The sequence below is a fragment of the Bradyrhizobium sp. UFLA05-153 genome (assembly GCF_054185185.1).
In genome coordinates this window covers 248,309-266,422 of the sequence record NZ_JBBIAM010000002.1, presented here as the reverse complement: position 1 = coordinate 266,422, position 18,114 = coordinate 248,309, and the positions used below count along the sequence as shown (strand labels likewise).

Annotated in this window: 16 protein-coding genes and 1 tRNA gene; 7 read left to right on the top strand and 10 right to left on the bottom strand. The window is 60.1% G+C overall.

Annotation, left to right across the window (positions count from 1 at the left end; all coding sequences use genetic code 11):
* The first annotated feature begins 5 nt into the window (after positions 1-5).
* The 4 genes from Q2941_RS02600 (at position 6) to Q2941_RS02585 (ending at position 3,616) form a co-directional block, all read left to right on the top strand.
* Positions 6-524 carry a hypothetical protein gene (locus tag Q2941_RS02600; RefSeq protein ID WP_458191549.1) on the top strand — a complete coding sequence of 173 codons (519 nt, stop codon included), beginning with the start codon at positions 6-8 and terminating at the stop codon, positions 522-524.
* Between the two features lie 289 nt (positions 525-813).
* A complete protein-coding gene (locus tag Q2941_RS02595) occupies positions 814-1,965 on the top strand; it encodes a DUF3734 domain-containing protein (protein ID WP_458191578.1) in 1,152 nt (383 codons plus the stop codon).
* A gap of 39 nt (positions 1,966-2,004) precedes the next feature.
* Positions 2,005-2,796 (top strand): acetoacetate decarboxylase, encoded by a 792-nt coding sequence (locus Q2941_RS02590; RefSeq protein WP_458191548.1) that lies wholly within the window; start codon positions 2,005-2,007, stop codon positions 2,794-2,796.
* A gap of 31 nt (positions 2,797-2,827) precedes the next feature.
* Positions 2,828-3,616, top strand: coding sequence for a 3-hydroxybutyrate dehydrogenase (locus tag Q2941_RS02585; protein WP_458191547.1), 789 nt, complete (start codon positions 2,828-2,830; stop codon positions 3,614-3,616).
* A gap of 1,729 nt (positions 3,617-5,345) precedes the next feature.
* Here Q2941_RS02585 and Q2941_RS02580 read toward each other — a convergent pair.
* Positions 5,346-5,606 (bottom strand): pyocin activator PrtN family protein, encoded by a 261-nt coding sequence (locus Q2941_RS02580; protein ID WP_458191546.1) that lies wholly within the window; start codon positions 5,604-5,606, stop codon positions 5,346-5,348.
* Between the two features lie 312 nt (positions 5,607-5,918).
* Between Q2941_RS02580 and Q2941_RS02575 the strand changes: the two genes are divergently transcribed.
* A tRNA-Glu gene (locus Q2941_RS02575) sits at positions 5,919-5,983 on the top strand.
* A 6-nt stretch (positions 5,984-5,989) separates the two neighbouring features.
* Here the strand turns inward: Q2941_RS02575 and Q2941_RS02570 are convergent.
* The 8 genes from Q2941_RS02570 to dctA all read right to left on the bottom strand — a co-directional run bounded on the left by Q2941_RS02570 (position 5,990) and on the right by dctA (position 14,524).
* On the bottom strand, positions 5,990-6,352 hold the full coding sequence (locus tag Q2941_RS02570) for a hypothetical protein (protein WP_458191545.1): 363 nt from the start codon (positions 6,350-6,352) through the stop codon (positions 5,990-5,992).
* A gap of 127 nt (positions 6,353-6,479) precedes the next feature.
* Entirely contained in the window at positions 6,480-7,202 is a 723-nt protein-coding gene (locus tag Q2941_RS02565) for a substrate-binding domain-containing protein (protein ID WP_458191577.1), read from the bottom strand.
* Positions 7,203-7,310: 108 nt separating this feature from the next.
* A complete protein-coding gene (tcuC, locus tag Q2941_RS02560) occupies positions 7,311-8,615 on the bottom strand; it encodes an MFS transporter (protein WP_458191576.1) in 1,305 nt (434 codons plus the stop codon).
* A 319-nt stretch (positions 8,616-8,934) separates the two neighbouring features.
* Positions 8,935-10,293, bottom strand: coding sequence for a class-II fumarase/aspartase family protein (locus Q2941_RS02555; protein WP_458191544.1), 1,359 nt, complete (start codon positions 10,291-10,293; stop codon positions 8,935-8,937).
* The gene (locus Q2941_RS02550) at positions 10,293-11,126 is read right to left on the bottom strand and encodes an HpcH/HpaI aldolase/citrate lyase family protein (RefSeq protein WP_458191543.1); all 834 of its coding nucleotides are present in this window, start codon (positions 11,124-11,126) and stop codon (positions 10,293-10,295) included. Before Q2941_RS02550 ends, Q2941_RS02555 begins: the two co-directional genes overlap by 1 nt.
* A 3-nt stretch (positions 11,127-11,129) precedes the next feature.
* Complete coding sequence (locus Q2941_RS02545) at positions 11,130-12,311, bottom strand: CaiB/BaiF CoA transferase family protein (protein WP_458191542.1); 1,182 nt, start codon at positions 12,309-12,311, stop codon at positions 11,130-11,132.
* A 10-nt stretch (positions 12,312-12,321) separates the two neighbouring features.
* On the bottom strand, positions 12,322-13,164 hold the full coding sequence (locus Q2941_RS02540; RefSeq protein WP_458191541.1) for an HTD2 family dehydratase: 843 nt from the start codon (positions 13,162-13,164) through the stop codon (positions 12,322-12,324).
* 25 nt (positions 13,165-13,189) lie between these two features.
* Positions 13,190-14,524: a C4-dicarboxylate transporter DctA gene (gene dctA, locus Q2941_RS02535; RefSeq protein WP_458191540.1), complete on the bottom strand. Its 1,335-nt coding sequence runs from the start codon at positions 14,522-14,524 to the stop codon at positions 13,190-13,192.
* A 239-nt stretch (positions 14,525-14,763) separates the two neighbouring features.
* Here dctA and Q2941_RS02530 point away from each other — a divergent pair, with 239 nt between their 5' ends.
* Positions 14,764-15,666, top strand: coding sequence for a LysR family transcriptional regulator (locus Q2941_RS02530; protein WP_458191539.1), 903 nt, complete (start codon positions 14,764-14,766; stop codon positions 15,664-15,666).
* A gap of 245 nt (positions 15,667-15,911) precedes the next feature.
* Here Q2941_RS02530 and Q2941_RS02525 read toward each other — a convergent pair whose 3' ends face one another.
* Positions 15,912-16,790, bottom strand: coding sequence for a GNAT family N-acetyltransferase (locus tag Q2941_RS02525; RefSeq protein WP_458191538.1), 879 nt, complete (start codon positions 16,788-16,790; stop codon positions 15,912-15,914).
* A 393-nt stretch (positions 16,791-17,183) separates the two neighbouring features.
* On the opposite strand from Q2941_RS02525, the gene Q2941_RS02520 reads away from it, so the two are divergent.
* Complete coding sequence (locus tag Q2941_RS02520) at positions 17,184-18,107, top strand: 2-hydroxyacid dehydrogenase (RefSeq protein WP_458191537.1); 924 nt, start codon at positions 17,184-17,186, stop codon at positions 18,105-18,107.
* The last annotated feature ends 7 nt before the right edge of the window (positions 18,108-18,114 follow it).

Sequence of the window (18,114 nt, the reverse complement as noted above, 5' to 3'; positions counted from 1 at the left end):
CTATCATGTCCAGGAAGTCACTCTTGACGCTGTCGGTCAGCGTAATGCTCGCGACAATTTCGTTGGCGCCAACCGCGGTGTTTGCGCAATTCCCCGGTCCGCCTCCAATAGGGCCGGGCGGTCTTCCGCCGATCGCGGCCGGCGGTCCTCCAGCATTCGCAAGTCCGCCTCCCATGCCGCCGGGCGGTGCGGCCAATGCCGGCCTTGGCGGTCCGGCTCCTCGGTTGGGCGCCGGCGTTGGTCCTCGCGGCGATCTAAGGGCGCTTGGCGGCGTCCGCACAGGCGGTCGTGACGGACCCGCGGTTGCAGGCTCGGTCCAGGCTCGCTCTGCATCGGTCAGCTACAGCCGTTCCGGAAGCTTCAGCCATGGCTATGGCGGGCGGCGATACGGTTATGGTGCAGCCTACGTCGCTGGAGCCTCTGCGGGCTATGCCTATGGCAGCAGTTCGAACGAGGGCAACTATTCCGATAGCGATTGCTACTACGCCTACGGTCGCCACCGACGCGTTCTGGTTTGCAACTGACAATCACGAACTCGGAGCTGCCCTTGACGGAGATCGGTTTGTTAATCCCAGCTGCGCGCCGTCGAAGCGGACCTTGGCATTGCGTCAGCGTGTCGAGCTGGTTGCGACAGTCGACACAAGGTCGGGCGTAATTGGGCCTCGAGCAGTTGCAGCCCGAGCTTTTGAACGCGCTCGCTTGACGCAACAAGAAATAAACTATACGGTATATTTTATTAAGCTGGCGAAGCTCGCGACGACCGCGATCCGGACAGAACGGGCTTCAGCAACCGCAAACCAAGAGCACAGAACCATGAACTTTCAGCCTCGACCACACTTGGCGATCGCCGACCGGCGTCTGCCATTCGATTGCATCGCGTTGCTCTTGCAAGGCGGCGGCGCCCTGGGCGCTTACCAGGGTGGCGTCTACGAGGCTCTGGCGGAAGCCGATATCCATCCGGATTGGATTGCCGGAATTTCGATTGGAGCGATCAACGCAGCAATCATCGCAGGCAATCCGCCCAATTCCCGCGTTGACCGGCTTCGCGAGTTCTGGACGCAGGTGACGTTGGACACGCCCTTCACCGAACTGATGAATAGTGATCACACCCGCAATTTTCTCAATCAGGTGAATGCGAGCTTCGCGGCGATGTTTGGCGCGAGTGGCTTCTTTTCTGCGCGGCCGCTGGCGCCTTGGTTGCAGGCGGGTGGAACGCTTGCCGCCACCAGCATCTACGACACGAGCGCGCTAAAGACGACACTAGAGCGCCTCGTCGATTTCGATCGCATCAACGCCGGTACGACGCGGTTCAGCGCAGGCGCCGTCAACGTGAGGACCGGCAATTTGGTCTATTTCGACACGGTCACGCATACGATTCGGCCCGAGCACATCCTGGCGAGTGGGGCGCTGCCGCCGGGCTTTCCGGCCGTCGAAATCGATGGCGAATACTATTGGGATGGCGGCCTCGTATCCAACACGCCGTTGCAGTGGGTGATCGAGTGTGGTGCCCGTCAGGACACGCTCGTGTTTCAGGTCGATCTCTGGAGCGCGCGCGGTCAGATTCCGCGCAATATGGCCGACGTCGTCACGCGTCAAAAGGAGATTCAATACTCGAGCCGCACGCGCGCGAGCACAGACCAGTTCAAGAGCCTGCATCGGTTGCAGCGGGACCTGGCAGCTCTCTTGAGCAGGCTGCCTGAAGATCTGCGCGAGCAAGATGATGTCAGGCTGCTCAGGACGGCTGCCTCTCACAACGTGCACAGCCTCGTCCACCTGATCTATCGCGCGCGGGACTACGAAGGGCACTCCAAGGACTACGAGTTTTCCCGTCTCTCGATGCAGGACCATTGGCGCGCCGGTTATCACGATGCATTGCGCACCCTTCGTCATCCCGAGGTGCTGGCCCGCCCGACCAGTGCGGACGGCGTCTCCACTTTCGATCTTGAGCAGGATGGTCGCGAATAGGCCAGTCAGCCGGCTATTCCCAATCACAGGAGAATTGAAATGCACGAGAATGAAGTGGTGAGGCGGGCGTTCGCGATGCCGCTCACCAATCCCGCCTATCCGCCTGGACCGTATCGCTTCGTCAACCGCGAATACCTGATCATCACCTATCGCACCGATCCGGCGAAGCTGCGAGCGGTCGTTCCGGCTCCGCTCGAATTTGACGAACGCGAGGCGTTGGTCAAGTACGAATTCATCCGCATGCCGGATTCCAGTGGTTTTGGCGACTACACCGAGAGCGGCCAAGTCATTCCGGTGTCGTTCCGCGGTCGCAGGGGCGGTTACACCCACTGCATGTTCCTGAACGATGAGGGACCGATCGCCGGCGGCCGCGAGCTCTGGGGCTTTCCGAAGAAACTGGCTCAACCGACGCTGCGGACCGAAGTCGATACGCTCATCGGCACTCTGGATTACGGTCCGTTGCGGGTAGCAACCGGCACGACGGGATACAAGCACCGCGAAGCCGACCTGGCGCAAGTCAAAGCCGCTCTCAAGGAGCCGAACTTCCTTCTCAAGATCATCCCGCACGTCGATGGCACGCCACGCATCTGCGAACTGGTCGAATATCATCTCGAGGATGTCACAATCAAGGGCGCGTGGACCGGGCCTGCGGCGCTCCATCTGACGCCTCATGCGTTGGCACCCGTAGCTGATCTGCCAGTTCTCGAGGTGGTGTCCGCGGTTCACCTACTGGCCGACCTGACGCTCGGGCTGGGCAAGGTCGTGCATGACTACCTCCAACAGCCAAGCCGACGTCTCATCGAAGCCCGCGAGACGAGCCTGGTCGACTGAACATGCAGGGACGCAACAGAAGGAGAGTGAATTGAGTGTTCTGAAGGGCAAGACGGCCGTTGTGACCGGCTCGACAAGCGGAATAGGTCTTGGGTGCGCGCGGGCATTCGCAGGTGGCGGCGCCAACATCGTGCTCAACGGGATTGGGGCACCGGCCGATGTTGAGAAGACGCGGGCTGCAATCGAGAACGATTTCGGAGTGAAGGTTATCTATTCGCCCGCGAATATGGGTGAGCCGATGGAAATTGCCAACATGATTTCGTTTGCCGAGAGGACGTTTGGGCGCGTGGACGTGCTGGTCAACAATGCCGGCATCCAGCATGTCTCGCCAATCGAGGATTTTCCGGTCGAGAAGTGGGACGCAGTCATCGCAATCAACCTCTCCTCCGCTTTCCATGCGATCCGTGCCGTTACTCCTGGCATGAAGCAACGAGGCTGGGGCCGTATCATCACCACGGCCTCGGCGCATTCGCTGGTCGCGTCTCCCTTCAAGTCAGCTTACGTCGCCGCCAAGCATGGCATCGCCGGACTCACGAAAACGCTGGCGCTGGAACTCGCCCGGTCGAAGATCACCTGCAACTGCATCAGCCCCGGCTACGTCTGGACGCCGCTGGTGGAGAAGCAGATCCCGAACACGATGAAGGCGCGCAACATGAGCAAAGATCAGGTGATCAACGACGTCCTGCTCGCGGCCCAGCCAACGAAGGAATTCGTGACGGTCGAGCAGGTGGCGTCGTTGGCGCTGTTCCTGTGCAGCGAGGACGCTGCACAGATCACCGGCGCCAACCTCTCAATCGATGGCGGCTGGACGGCCGAGTAGAGCCGCCGAAATGCACACTAGCTCTTGCAACGCGCGGTGAAAGAAAGGTGGTCGACGAACGATAGACCAAGAAGACAACAACGCTCAACAGCCTACGGCTGTTGCTTTACTGAACATCAACCAATTCCTCTGGAAAGAAGATCATGAACAAGCGACTGATCGCGAATGTCATTGGCTGTGCCTGCCTTACCTTGGCGACGGCAGCCGAAGCTCGAACCTCTTACGACGGTCCCTGGGATCTCGTCTTCGTTACGCAACGCGGAAGCTGCGATCCAACCTACAATTTCTCAGTGAACATAAACGACGGCGTTGTGACGCATCCCAATTTGGTGAAATTTAGCGGGTATGTCGGAAGATCGGGCGCAGTTCGCGCGTCGGTGACGGTGCACGACAAATACGCATCAGGTTCGGGAAGACTGACGCGAGATACTGGCCGCGGAGTCTGGAGCGGCTACGCAGGAGGCGGGCGCTGCTCGGGATATTGGACCGCGCATCGAAACAACTAGGACGCAGCCGACGGGCAGAGCTTCTCAGCGTGCCCCGTTGCCACGACTATCCTGTCGCCGAGGTAGACCGATATCGTGCCAGTTCAGACTGCCAACGTACGCGCCGTGGATAAGCGGCGGCGCTGTGGCTCACCGAACTCTTGCGAGGTCATTTACGCTCGCTTCGATCTTCTTGGCCAGATTAAAGCGCGGAGGGACGTAAGATGCTATCGCCTTCGTTTTCGGCATTGCCGACATGAAATAACTGACTCCAAGGGTGGCAAGAACCTCGCCGCCGAGGCGTATGGAAGACTGAAGGTGTTCGCTGATCTCGGTTGGTCATCAGGCGATCGTTCTGCGAAGCCGTTGCGCCGCACGCGCGCAATGATTTCGCGGGCGTGCGCAGAGGATATTCAGTACGAACAATTGCTGACGCTGGCAGTAGCGCTGCCCCGCCGAATTGTACTCGGACTGGTGCTTTCTCTCCTTTGACTTCTCATGGTGTTCGACAGATATCCGATTTTTGTTGTCGACATCTCGGTCGTGATTTTCGATTGAGAGCCCGCCTTACATCTCCGCACTGCGCAGGTTTTCCTACCCTGCAGCCGCCGCAACTACGATCGAGCGTGTCCCCCAGTTGGCCTGGTGAGGGCAGCAAGCTACTTTGCCCCTGAAGTAGATATAGGGAGGGCAACCGACTTAGCGCGGTACTTCACGAGTTCATCAGGTACGACAATGTTGTACCGACTGCATCGCGGAATCGTCGCTTCCAAACGTGCTATCTGCAAGTACTTGAAACGAAAGGAAAACGATCTAGACCCAAGGCTCTGATTGACTGTCGGCCCAATCTAAAGCGACCCAGACGAATTGAGAAAGCGGAATAACATCAACATGTTATCGCATCGATTTTGCATTGCACCTATGATGGATTGGACCGGAAAATCTCGAAAAGCGAAGCACCATCAGCACTTAAGCCGCAGATCGATCGAGCATGTCGTACCAAATGTAGTACTGCCACTGGTTCGGATCTCGACGAGCAAGGGTTGTCGTGCGCCGGCGTTTGTCCTGCGGCTATAGCGTAGCGCGGCGTAGCTGCGCGCGGCGGGAGGCGATATGCGCCTGCGTCGCCACGTGCATCGTTCTGCAGCGATCATTCAGCTCGGAGCTTCAGTTTGGCGTGGGCGAAGGCGCGCGTTCTAGGCAACTCGCCTGAGGGCGCGAAAAAAGGAGAGGCGGTGCGCCGCCTAGGTCGTCAAGGCTGCCATTTCTTTTCTGGCGGCATCGACTCTCGCATCAAGATATTTGGCTAGATCCAGAAGGTGGATGCCTTTAGCGCATTTCTGGCTTGCTTCCATTCGCACCAGAGGGATCGCTATTTCACCTGCGCTGATCTTCTGCACCAGCTTGGTTGGATTCAAGTGTGAGAAGTAATCCCGACACGCGTCTTCAATCGGAATGATCGCCTTACCTCCGTACTGCGCCATCAAAAGGAATGCAGTGTTCATTGGGCCTGGTCTCAACCGATCGCTATTCTATCTAGCTTGAGAAATGCCCGGCTTATTAGATCTATTTCCCTCGTCGGCGGAAATTCGGCTTGCCTAGCGTAGTAAAAGGAGCGCTCGGCGCGTGCGGGCCCTGTGCATTGTCAAGTAGGTGCCCTATCTGGTGCAGTCATCAACTCAACGTACAAGCGCACCGTTATGAGCGGCAGACTATCGATCAGGCTTGTTTTGCTGCATTTTCGTTCGAGTTCGATCGAGCTCGTTGCGGTTCGTGTGGTTATAGGCTCCTATCTCCGAAATATTTTCAGGATGATCATCGAGCGGATCGACTTGGCCCTCTCAAGGCTGAAACAGGGGTTCGATTCCCCTAGGGAGCGCCAGCAATCTCAGGCACTTAGGTAGCCTTCAGCCGCGTTCGTTGAATAATGGTTGAATAAGACGCTGGTGAACAGCGGCGAACGCTTGGGGAATTGGCTGTCGACGTCTTCGTAGATCTCGAGAGAGCTCTGATGGATGTAATCGACGCGAATATCGGGGTGTAAGCGGTGCCACTCGCCCAGCAGGCCTTTCGCCTCGACGGTGTCCGATGTCGAGACAAGGCGAACCGCTCCCTCCGTACCGGAGCCGACCGACAGGTCCCGGTCGAGCGGATCAGTGCGCAGTTGGTCCTCCTGGCTGCTCGCCGACGTGGCGGCCAGGGCACACAGCAGGGTGAAGGCTACGAAATGTAGTCTTTTCTCGGCCTCCAATTTGCCTCGATCTGCCGGACGTCACCGGCTGAGGCGTCATCGAAACCACTTAGCCAGGCGACATCTAAATGAGACAATATAGACGGTGCCGTCGTCCTGAGAAAAAGCCCAGCTCTTCAGTACGTATCTATCGTGTGGGCGCGATCGGCTCCATGCCGGATTTGACCAGTGCGGGAGCGGCTGCGGCCGATGCGAGGAAGTCGATAAGTGCCTTGCCTTGCTCGCGTGCTTTACCGTCCTTGGTGAGCGCAGCCGAGAAGATTGTGATCTTCTGGAGCTCCGGCGGCAGTGGTCCGACCAGCTCAGCGCCCGGGATTGGCAGTAACTCACTGATTTGCTGAAAGCCGAGCTCGGCGTCACCGTGTGCGACGACGCCGGCGACGGGGTCCGCTGGGATCATCCTGGCCTTACCTTCCATCTCCGAAGCGATGCCAAGCTTCTTGAAGAGTTCTGTCCCCACATAGACACCGCTTGCACTGTCGGAATATGCAACCGACTTCGCAGCGAGGAGGGTTGCCTTGAGAGCCTCCGGGGTCGAGATGTCGGGCTTCGGGGCGCCCGCGCGAACGACCATGCCTATCGGGGATCGCACCAGATCCACACGGCTGCCAGCATCGGCAAGTCCCTTGGAGATCATGACACCGAGCGCGTCGCCCACCATGATCAGCACGTCGGCAGGTTCGCCGCGGGCGAGGCGGACGGGGATTGCATTCTCGGTATTTCCCATCGACGGCCCGTAAGACGTGATGACGGTGTTGCCGGTCGTCTTCTCGAATTGCGGGACGAGCTCTTTGTAGGCAGCGCTCAGGCCGCCTGAAATCATGACCCGGATTTCCACCGCCTCAGCCATCGGTGCGCAGAGGCTGGCAACCAGGACTGCTACTACAATAAGCCAAGCCGGACGAATTGGACGCATCAAGTCACGTCGGGGCTGTTCATTCATGGCCGGTCTCCTTCCTCAGGTGCCGACGGTGTTCAAGCTGGCGGAGACTTCGGATGCCGTCGCAACGGCTTGCGTTCTATAGACCAATAGAGTTCCGACAAGACCACATGCTGCCGCCGCGCTCATCCACCAGCCGGGGGAGGCGTTGTCGCCCGTGGTCGCAATCAGCCAGGTGCAGATCGCGGCCGTGAAGCCTCCAAATGTCGTGGCCAAGCTGTAGGCAAGCGAAAACCCGGACGTGCGCACGCCGACTGGCATGACTTCCGTCAGCGCGACGATCATCGCGCCGTTGTAGCTCGCATAGATGAAGGACAACCAAAGCAAAACCACGAGCATCTTCCCGAACGTCGGCTCCGCTGCCAGCCAAGAGAGAGCAGGGTAGGCTGTCACGAGTCCCAGCAAAGAAAAGCCCACGAGAATCGGACGCCGGCCGACCTTATCTGACCAAGCTCCCATGACCGGAAGCCAGAAGAAGTTCGAAATGCCGACGCAGGCTGTGACCAACAGACTGTCGGTGGCGGAAAGCTTCAAAACCGACTTCCCGAAGGTGGGCGTATAGACGGTGATGAGGTAGAATGAAACTGTCGTCATAATGACCATCATCATGCCGCAGAGCACGATCGCCCAGTTCGCGAGGATCGATCGATAAATCTGAGCTACGGTCGGATGATGCTTGCGCGCAAGAAATTCGTCGGTCTCCTGGAGGGAGCGCCGGATGAAGAACACGAACGGCACGATCATGCAGCCAACAAAGAACGGAATCCTCCATCCCCAATCATCGACCTGTTGGGGAGAAAGCCAGGCGTTAAGCGCGAAGCCGAATGCGGCCGACACGATGATCGCGACCTGCTGGCTCGCCGATTGCCAACTGGCGTAGAAACCCTTGTGGCCGGGCGTCGCCATTTCGGAGAGATAGACTGAAACACCGCCCAGTTCGACGCCCGCCGAGAAGCCCTGCAACAGCCTTCCGATCAGCACGAGAAGGGGGGCTGCGATGCCTATGGTTGCGTAGCTCGGGACGAACGCAATCAAGACGGTTCCGCTAGCCATGATCGAGAGTGTCACGATCAGGCCCTTGCGGCGTCCGATTCGGTCGACATAGGCACCGAGGAAGATAGCCCCGAGCGGACGCATCAAGAAGCCGGCGCCGAAGGCGACGAACGTCAACAGGAGCGATGCGTATTGACTTTCGAGCGGAAAGAACGCCTTGGCGATGTAGGGAGCAAACACGCCGGAAAGAAAGAAGTCGAACATCTCTAGGAAGTTGCCGCTGGTGACGCGCAGCACCATCCCGATCTTCGATTGCGCGGATGTCGTCATGCTATCTTCCTCCCGTTTGGTTTGACCCGCCGGTGGGTTTTGTATTGCGTCTTGAGCGCGGTTAGTGCCGTGACCATTCGATCTGGCACACTCGCGACTCCAAAAGTTCAAAGCCTTAGAGCAGCTGCGATCGCCGTGCGGCGAAACCGAAGGGACACCGTAGACAGCTGAGCTGTCGTCAACCTGTCGCGAAGAACGGGTGCCGCGCGACAGTCGGCGCGTGAGCAAAGAGCGCAGCTTTACGCTCCGTGCCACGACCCTTGCTCTAGATCGATGTCCATTCATGGTCAGGAGCGGTTTTGCCTCTCCAACAAGGATGTCAGTCAGAGCTCTCGTCAAGGCGGGCCAGCACACGGTCGACCATGACACCAGCCTGGCCGAGATAGTTCGCGGGATCGCAGAGCGCCTCGAGTTCGCTGCGGCTCATCGCGCTCGCGATCTCCTTGTTCTCCAGCAAGAGCCCCAGCAGCGGCCGCTTCTGCCGCAATGCCTCGCGACAGATATCGTACATCAGATCGTGGGCGTATTCGCGTCCCAGGCGAGGTCCGAGTCCCATCATGACCGCTTCGGAGACGACCAGACCGTTGGTCATGTCCAGATTGGCCCGCATCTGCTTTTCATCGACCTCAAGACCCTCGAGCACGAAGCGCGCCTGCTTCAGAGCTCCCGCGATAAGGCAGAACGCCTCCGGCAAGACGATCCATTCGATTTCCCAGGGACCGGTCGAACGCTCGTGATCGGCGACCATCGCGTCCATCAGCGCAGCGGCATGTTGCCGGACCACTGAGATCGCCGCGTGGATGTAGCAGGACGAGATCGGATTGCGCTTTTGAGGCATGGTCGAAGAGGAGCCGCGCCCGTGAGAGAAGGGCTCGTACACCTCGGCGACCTCAGTCTGCATCATCAATTTGACGTCCATCGACAGCTTGCCCAGCGTGCCCCCGACCAGTCCGAGAAAGGCACCAACCTCCGCGATCGTATCGCGGATGGTGTGCCAGGCGATCACGGGCTGTGCGAGACCGAGCTCGCGCATCAGGCCGTCCTGCGTCTCCATGGCTCCCCTTTCGATCGAGGCGAGCGTACCGGCGGCGCCGGCAAACTCGCCCATCAGCACGCGCGGGCGAAGCTGCAACAGTCGCTCGCGATGGCGCTCGATGGCCGACAACAGTCCGGCCATCTTGTAGCCGAACGTAACCGGCACCGCCTGTTGCAGGTTGCTGCGTCCGATCATCGGTGTGTCGCGGTAACGTCGGGCCAGGGCCGCGAGAGCCTTCGATACCGCAGCGAGATCCTGGTCGACCAACGCCAGCGCTTCGCGAATCTGTAACACGGTGGCTGTGTCCGTGATGTCCTGGGTCGTGGCGCCCCAGTGGCAAAATTCGCCGAGGCGGTCGCGGCACAAGGCGTTGATCTGCGAGACGACGCCGAGCACTGGATAGCCGATGCGCTCCGTCTGGGCGCGCAGTTTTCCCATGTCGATCTTGTTGATGTCGCAGGCCGCGACGATCTCGTCGGCCGCTTTCTGCGGGATGATGCCGAGCCGGGCCTGCACGCGGGCCAGCGCGGCCTCGATATCGAGATATTTCTGAGTTCGGTTCTCGTCCGACCAGACCGCTTTCATGGCGTCTGTACTGAAGATGTTGCCGAAAATGGTGGAATCGATGATGGTGGCTGGCATCACTGGGCCTCTTGGTTGCTGGATAAATCTGCGCGTTCGATGATGGATTGCGCCCTGCGGAGCACAGGAGCATCCACCATATGTCCGTCGACCTGTGCAGCGCCGACGCCCGCCGCTACGGCGGAAACGACGCGGCGCGCCCACTCCAATTCCTCGGGACCAGGCGCGAAAGCCGTCCGTACGATCGAGATCTGGCGGGGGTGAATGCAAAGCTTGGCGGCGAAGCCCAGCGACCGGGCGAAAGCAACGTCGCTGACCAGGGCATCATGATCGTGAACGGCCGCGGTGACACCGGCGATCGGAGCGGCAAGGCCGGCGCAACGTGACGCCAGCGCGATCTGACTGGCCGGCATCAGCAGCCCTCGCTGATCCTCGCTGAGGCCGAGGTCCAGAGCAAAATCGAGCGCCCCGAAGGCGAGACGCTGGACTCCCGCCGTCCCGGCAATGATGTCAATTGCACGGAGCCCCAGCGCGCTCTCGATCAGCGGCACCAGCACCGGCTCTTCGCCGAGCGCGGCGAGGACATCCGTCAATACGTCACGCGCCTCTGCCTTTGGCACCATCGCGCCGACACCTTGCAGGGCACGAAGCATCGCAAGGTCATCTGCGAACCAAGGTGTGGTCGCGCCGTTGATCCGAACCAGCGTCCGTTTGTTCGCAACCGGCGTGCAACGGCACCATTCCGCGACGCCCGCGCGGGCCTCCGCTTTCCTGTCGGGATCAACGGCGTCCTCGAGATCCAAGATCACGACGTCAGCGCCCGAGCCAAGCGCCCGGTCAAAGCGCTCCGGCCGATCGCCGGGTACGAAGAGATAAGTGACGGGATGGCGCATCTGTCAAACCGCCCCTTCCGCGCGCAAGACTGCGACCTGCGCCGCCGAATATCCGAGCTGTTCGAGAATCGCTCCAGTGTGCTCGCCCAATGCAGGCACGGGATCCATCCTCGGATCGCCATCCTCCCATGATCCCGGCGGCAGCAGGGCGGGCACTTCGCCCCTTGGCGTGCCAACGTTCCGCCAGCGGGCGCGCGCCTGGAGCTGCGGGTGCGCCCAGAGCGCATCCATGTCGTTGGCCCGCGCGTTCGCGATGTTCGCTTGCTCAAGACGCTCGATGACCTCGGCGGCAGAAAGGCTTGCGAACGTTGCGTCGATAATCGCTTCGAGTTCCTGTCGCGCCGCATTGCGCCGGGCGTTGCCGGCAAATCTCTCTTCATGCGCGAGCTCCGGACGACGCAGAACGAACTCGCAGAACGCCACCCATTCCCGTTCGTTCTGAAGCCCGAGGAGCACGGTGTTTCCATCGCCGGCTTGAAACAGGCCGTATGGATAGATCGTCGCGTGACTGGCGCCCGTTCGCGCCGGCGGCGCCGCACCGTCAAATGCGTAGTAGAGCGGATACGACATCCATTCGCCGAGCGCTTCCAGCATCGAGATGTCGATGTGTCGACCCTTGCCGGTTTTCTGGCGCTCGAGCAAGGCGGCAAGGATGTTGCTGTATGCGTACATCCCGGCGGCGATATCGGCGATCGACGGCCCGGCCTTCGAGGGTGTCTCCTTCGTTCCCGTGACCGAGAGAAAGCCGGCCTCCGCCTGGATCAGAAGGTCGTAAGCCTTCTTGTCCCTGTAGGGGCCGTCGTTGCCGTAACCCGAGATATCGCAGACGATGATCCCAGGCCTATGTGCGAGGAGATCCTGATAACCAAGGCCCAGCCGCGCTGCAGCGCCAGGAGCAAGGTTCTGCACCAGGACGTCGGCATGCTCCTGGATCAGGCGCCTTAGGATTTGCCGCGCCTCGGGGTGCTTGATATCGAGCGCCAGGCTTTCCTTAGAACGGTTGGTCCATACGAAATGAGAGGCCAGACCGCGTACCCGTTCATCGTAGCCGCGCGCAAAGTCTCCGACACCAGGTCGCTCGACCTTGATGACGCGCGCGCCGAGATCGGCGAGTTGCCGGGTGGCAAAGGGAGCTGCGATCGCGTGCTCAAGCGTGACAACTGTTATTCCATCCAACGGTCTCATGGCATGATCCTCACTTCGTCACTGCCGTTGCGTCCATGGTCAGCCAGCCCTCGTGATCCCTGGCCCAGAGATGAATGTTTCCATCCGGATCGGGCGCACCACACACGGAGAATTTGTTGACATCGAAGGTTGGACGGACGGCCCGGAACCGAAATTCAACCAGTTCGGCATCGGGACGCTTGTGACGAAGCAGGTCGAGCAGCAGCGTTGCGATCAGGGGGCCATGTACGACAAGCCCAGGGTAGCCCTCGACCTCCGTGACGTAGCGTCGATCATAGTGGATGCGATGACCGTTGAAGGTCAGCGCCGAATAGCGGAACAGCAACACGTCGTCGGGCACCCACTCTCGCTGCCATTCCGCGTTGTTCGGCGCCGCGATCGGCGGCGGTGCGTTATCTTCCGGTCTGGGTGCCTGACGATAGACGATGTCATGGAATTCCGTCAGGGAAGGCGCCGCTGCGTCGTTGCGGCTCACCTCGTGGCGTACCTTCACGAAAACCAGATGGCCGCTGCGGCCGGACTTCTCCGTGACGTTTTCGATCCGCGACACGCGCCTCAAGCGGTCTCCGATCCGAAGCGGCTCGTGAAAGTGGAACTGACTTCCTGCCCACATCCGGCGGGGCAGCGGCACGGGAGGCAGAAAGCCGCCCCGCTTCGCATGGCCGTCCGGTCCGATCTCGGATTGCCGGTGCAGCGGCAGGAAATACAGCCAGTGCCAGAGCGGAGGCAAAGGTGTCCCTGCGGCCGGACGCTCGGCCGGACCGTCCAGCATGGCCGAGAGCGCAGCATAAGGCGTGGGAGTGGCGGTGTCGGTCACGGTCTCGCTGCGGCCGATCCAGTCGGTGAAATTCATGATCGAATCTCCAGGCAGGAATTACTCATGCGAATTGGCGGGTCTCAACGCCGCTGACCGCGGCGGTGCCGTTCTGATCGAGTTCGCGCGTCAGCGTGCTGCGGTCGCAAGCGTTCTCCCATAGCGAGACCACGATGCTGGCCACGCAATTGCTGATCATGCTGGTCAGCGCACGCGCCTCCGACATGAAGCGATCGATCCCGATCAGGAGCGCGACCCCGGCGACCGGCAGGTCCGGCATCACGGTAAGCGTAGCGACCAGTGCGACGAAGCCGCTGCCGGTTACGCCCGCCGCGCCCTTCGAGGTCAGCAGCATCAACCCGAGCATCGCCGCGATCTGCCCCCATGAGAGATGGACGTCGCAGGCCTGGGCGATGAACAGCGATGCGAGCGTCAGATAGATCGCGCTGCCGTCCAGGTTGAACGAATAGCCCAACGGCAGCACCAGTCCGGACACACCCTTTTGGCAGCCGAGCCGTTCCAGCTTGCGCAGTGCGCCGGGCAGGGCGGGCTCGGAAGAGGAGGTGCCGAGGACGATAAGCAGTTCTTCCCGAAAGTATCGGATGGTCTTCCAGAGACTAAAGCCGTTGATCCGGGCCAAGGCCCCGAGGACGAGCACGACGAAAGCCCCGCAGGCGACATAAAAGGTCAGGATCAGGAGCCCGAGCGAGCCGATCGACCGGATGCCATAGCGCCCGACCGTGAATGCCATCGCGCCGAATGCCCCGAGCGGCGCCAGCTTCATGATGAAGCTGAACGACGCAAACAGCACCTGTGAGAATGAATCAATGCCCTTCATCAGTGGCGCGCCGGCATCGCCGACGCGATTGATACCAAAGGCGACGAGGATCGAGATGAGCAGCACCGGCAGCACTTCACCTTCCGCGAACGCGCCGATAAACGAGTGCGGGATAATGTGCAGCATGAAATCCGTGAAGCCAACTGGATCAACCTGCTTGGTGTAACGGGCGGCCACGCTTGGATCGAGCGAAGAGACTGCGACGTGCATACCGGCGCCCGGCTCAAGCACCAAGACCGCAACAAGTCCGGCGAGTAGTGCAGCGACGGTCAGCCCATAGAACAGTACCATCGACTTGATGAGGGTCCGGGCGATTTCGCGGTTGTCATGCAGGCTGCTGATGCCGCTGACGATCGTGCAGAACACGATTGGCGCGATCATCATCTTCACGAGCTTGACGAAGCCGTCCCCAAGCGGCTTGAGCGCTGCGCCAAAATCAGGCCAGACATGGCCAACCACGATACCAAGAACGACGCCGAACAGCACCTGGACGTAGAGTAGCCGGTAAAACGGCTTTCGCGTCGCGGTGCCATCGCTTGGGCCTGATGCATCAACGCGCATCTCGCTTCTCCCTGTGTTAGCCATTTGTCTTGTTGTTTTTGGACCGCATCGGCGATCTGCCCGCGAACCGTTCGTTGGCGGCAGGCTTTTGCTGTATCGGCGGGACCCTTGATGTCCGGCCCGTTGTCGAAGGCTGGCGCCAATCCAGCCCGAAGCATTGCCCCGCCGAGGTCGTTCTGTGAAATGCAAAGAATTGTGCTATTATTCCAAGATGTGGAATAATATGAGGAGCGTTCGAGATGAACGCGGAACTACTCGACCTCAAGGCCTTCGTGACGGTTGCCGAACTGGGCAGTTTCGTCCGCACCGCGAAGGCGCTGAATCTGTCTCAGCCGGCACTCAGCCGACGCATCCAGAAGCTGGAGGAGAGCCTTGGGGCGCCGCTGCTCGAGCGATCCACGCGTCATGTGAAGCTGACCATGGTCGGCCGCGATTTCCTGCCCAAAATGCGCCGACTCATCGATGAGTATGAGACATCCGTACTCGCTATCCGCGATTTTGGCGCGCGCAGCTCAGGGCTCGTCGCAATCGCTGCGGTGCCCACGTCCGTGTTCTATTTTCTGCCGCTCGCGGTCGCGCGATTTAGCGACGCATATCCCCGGATTCGCGTTCGGATTCTCGATATTGGAGCGAACGAAGGCCTGGAGGCGGTGGCGCGCGGCGAGGCGGATTTCGGCATCAATTTCATCGGAGCGTCGCATGCCGATATCGAGTTCACGAAGCTGGTGGATGATCCCTTTGTGCTCGCATGCCGCCAAGACCATCCGATCGCGAAACGAAAGCGCGTGAGCTGGGCGGACTTGAAGTCTGAGCGGATCATAATGGTCGGCCGCAACAGCGGCAATCGCGCCCTGATCGACAATGCACTCGTGCAACACGGGGGGCAGCTCAGCTGGACCTATGAAGTTGCACATCTCTCCGGATCGCTTGGTCTCGTCGAAGCAGGGCTTGGTATCGCCGTGCTGCCGCGTCTGGCAACACCGGCCCCGGGTCACCCTATCATTCGGGCGATCCGGTTGACGGACCCTGAAATCTTCAGGACGATCGGCATCATACGCCGGCGCGGTGCCGGCCTCTCGCCTTCCGCGAGCCGCCTGCTGACGATGCTTCTTGAGACGTGGAGCTTCCGCAAGCGCAAGTAAATCGGAGCGGCAGACAAATAGGACAGCCGACAGGTTATCGCCCGTTTGCCTTTCAATACGGCTATCCTCGCGAAGCGACGCGCCTTGGTCCGGTCCGTGAAGCCGCGCAGGCGAGTAAGACTTAGATCGCCATGAGTCACGCCAACTGTAGTGATAAAAATTGAGGTCGGGGGTTCGAGCCGCTGCCAGCTCCGGACCTGTTGCCTATCGCTACAGGAGCCCTTCTCATCCCATGCTTCACACCTTCAGCTCAACGCGTGACCGGCCAGTCCGTAGACCCACGGCTCGTTCTCCTTTCGATTCAGAAAACGCCGCCCCTTGGACATGGTCGCGACGGTGTCGTTCATCCCCAAGCGGCTCTGCTGAAGGAAGTCGGCAAAGGGACCCGCCTGCTCCCGCGTGTCCACGCGAGCGAACTGCCCGGTTAGATCCTTAAGATGTGCGGCCGTGAGATGGATCGCGTCACGATCATTGCCGGCAACGATGGGACCAATCACGCGACCACGCCCGAACTCGCGATTCATGGAGTAACCGACAATCTCACCGCCGCGCCTTAGCGCGCAGATTGATGCATCCTCCGCAAGCAGCGCAAGCAGCCTGCTCCGATCTATTCTCACGGCACGCTGATCGAGCGCCGCAATCTCCTCAAGATCTTTGGACGACGAGGGCCTCAATTCACCGTCCAGAACTGGCAGCAAGGGGACAGGCGCTACGACCTCTCCTTGCCACTGAAACACTGTGGCTTCCTTCGTGAAGCCAAGTGAAAGATAAAGGTGATACGCAGCATCGGTCGAGTTCAGGCTCAAATTCCGCCCGCCAGTGCGCTCAAAGATCTGTTCCATAAGCCATCGCCCCGTGCCTTGTGCCTGGGTGCGCGGCGATGTGATCACCAAGCCGATGGTCGCGAATTCGTGGCCGTGTGGGAACCACATCGCGCTGCCGAAGACGCGTCCTATGCCATCAACGGCGACGATGCCGTGGCCGGCGCGGCGTAGGAAATCCCAATCCTTGGGTCGATGCGGCCAGCCAACCCCGATCGAAAGCGCGTGGAGCAGCTTCACATCAACCTCGTTGATGTCTTTCGCGACCAGTTCGAAGGACTTCACGCGTACCGTTCGTCCCATTTAGCTTTTCCGTTCCTTTGCGGGCCCCAAAGCCCACGGCCTACCGTCCTATCGGTCTTCTGCTGCGCGCCACACAAGCTTTGTTTTGCAGCAGCATAGCGTGGAAAGCCAGCAGCTTTCGCCTGTTTGGCAGGCGGTATTCGGAATGTTCCGCCGCTGGCGCAACTCAATTCAGCACGGAAAGCTCCTGGTTGCGGCTAGCCTATCGATATCCGGCAACAGCAGGCAGGGTGAGCCTCGTGAATGTTGAAGAATTTGTTGTAGGGCTCGCCGCATGTCCAGCCCTCAGGACTCTGCCAAGCCGCGCGCGGATCCGGGTATGCAGAGCCTGCCAGGTCGCCGAAGCGTCTCGATGCCCAGCATCCCGGGCGAGGACATGAGAGGAATACGTCGATGGCGTTCCTTTTCAATTCCGATGCCGCTCGGGGTGCTATTTTCCGTCACGTATTTGCGCGCCAGCTCCCTGATCTCGAATTCTACCATTGTAGCGAATGTTTCGATCCGGAAAAGATACGATACCTACTGACCTGGAAGGCGCCGGACGATCTCTCGCGCTTTCGCAACCTGGAAGTGCTCTTTTCCATCGGTCCGGGGGTCGATCAGTTCAAGCCGGAGACCCTACCGGACCATGTGAAGCTCGTGCGCATGGTCGAGGATGGCATCATACGCATGATGCAGGAATACGTCGTCCTCGGAGTGCTGACGCTCCATCGCGAAATGCTTGCATATGGGGAGCAGCAGAGACGGGGCGTTTGGCAGGCTCTTGCAACGACCCAGGCGGCCGATCGGCGCGTGGGCTTTCTGGGTCTTGGAATGTTGGCGCAAGCTGCAATCGATCGCTTGAAGCCGTTTCGATTTCCTCTTGCCGCATGGAGCCGCAGCAAAAAGGCGATAGAGGGCGTCACCTGCTTTCATGGCGACGGTCAGCGTGGCAGATTTTTGGGAGCAGCGGATATTCTCGTCTGTCTTCTGCCCCTGACGGAGCAAACGAGCGGCATTCTGAACGCAGGGCTTTTCTCGTTGTTGCCGGTGGGAGCGAGGTTACTGCATGTTGGCCGCGGCCCTCAGCTTGACCAAGGCGCACTCGTTGAAGCGCTCGACAGCGGTCGCCTGGCAGCAGCCATGCTCGACGTGACCGATCCCGAGCCACTTCCGGAAAGCCATGCCCTCTGGTCCCATCCGAAGGTGATCATAACGCCGCATATCGCGTCCGCGACGCAACCGCATACGGCAGCACAATCGGTCATAGAAAACATCCGGCGCCACCGCGCTGGAAGAAATCCGATCGGCCTAGTCGATCGAACACTCGGCTACTAACAGGAAA

Coding starts and splice junctions, on each gene's coding strand:
- Q2941_RS02545 (WP_458191542.1), bottom strand. CDS start 12,311: ATGAGACCGTTGGATGGAATAACAGTTGTCACGCTTGAGCACGCGATC.
- Q2941_RS02520 (WP_458191537.1), top strand. CDS start 17,184: ATGGCGTTCCTTTTCAATTCCGATGCCGCTCGGGGTGCTATTTTCCGT.
- Q2941_RS02565 (WP_458191577.1), bottom strand. CDS start 7,202: ATGGCTGAGGCGGTGGAAATCCGGGTCATGATTTCAGGCGGCCTGAGC.
- Q2941_RS02580 (WP_458191546.1), bottom strand. CDS start 5,606: ATGAACACTGCATTCCTTTTGATGGCGCAGTACGGAGGTAAGGCGATC.
- tcuC (WP_458191576.1), bottom strand. CDS start 8,615: ATGACGACATCCGCGCAATCGAAGATCGGGATGGTGCTGCGCGTCACC.
- Q2941_RS02590 (WP_458191548.1), top strand. CDS start 2,005: ATGCACGAGAATGAAGTGGTGAGGCGGGCGTTCGCGATGCCGCTCACC.
- Q2941_RS02525 (WP_458191538.1), bottom strand. CDS start 16,790: ATGGGACGAACGGTACGCGTGAAGTCCTTCGAACTGGTCGCGAAAGAC.
- Q2941_RS02550 (WP_458191543.1), bottom strand. CDS start 11,126: ATGCGCCATCCCGTCACTTATCTCTTCGTACCCGGCGATCGGCCGGAG.
- Q2941_RS02595 (WP_458191578.1), top strand. CDS start 814: ATGAACTTTCAGCCTCGACCACACTTGGCGATCGCCGACCGGCGTCTG.
- Q2941_RS02600 (WP_458191549.1), top strand. CDS start 6: ATGTCCAGGAAGTCACTCTTGACGCTGTCGGTCAGCGTAATGCTCGCG.
- Q2941_RS02540 (WP_458191541.1), bottom strand. CDS start 13,164: ATGAATTTCACCGACTGGATCGGCCGCAGCGAGACCGTGACCGACACC.
- Q2941_RS02530 (WP_458191539.1), top strand. CDS start 14,764: ATGAACGCGGAACTACTCGACCTCAAGGCCTTCGTGACGGTTGCCGAA.
- dctA (WP_458191540.1), bottom strand. CDS start 14,524: ATGCGCGTTGATGCATCAGGCCCAAGCGATGGCACCGCGACGCGAAAG.
- Q2941_RS02555 (WP_458191544.1), bottom strand. CDS start 10,293: ATGCCAGCCACCATCATCGATTCCACCATTTTCGGCAACATCTTCAGT.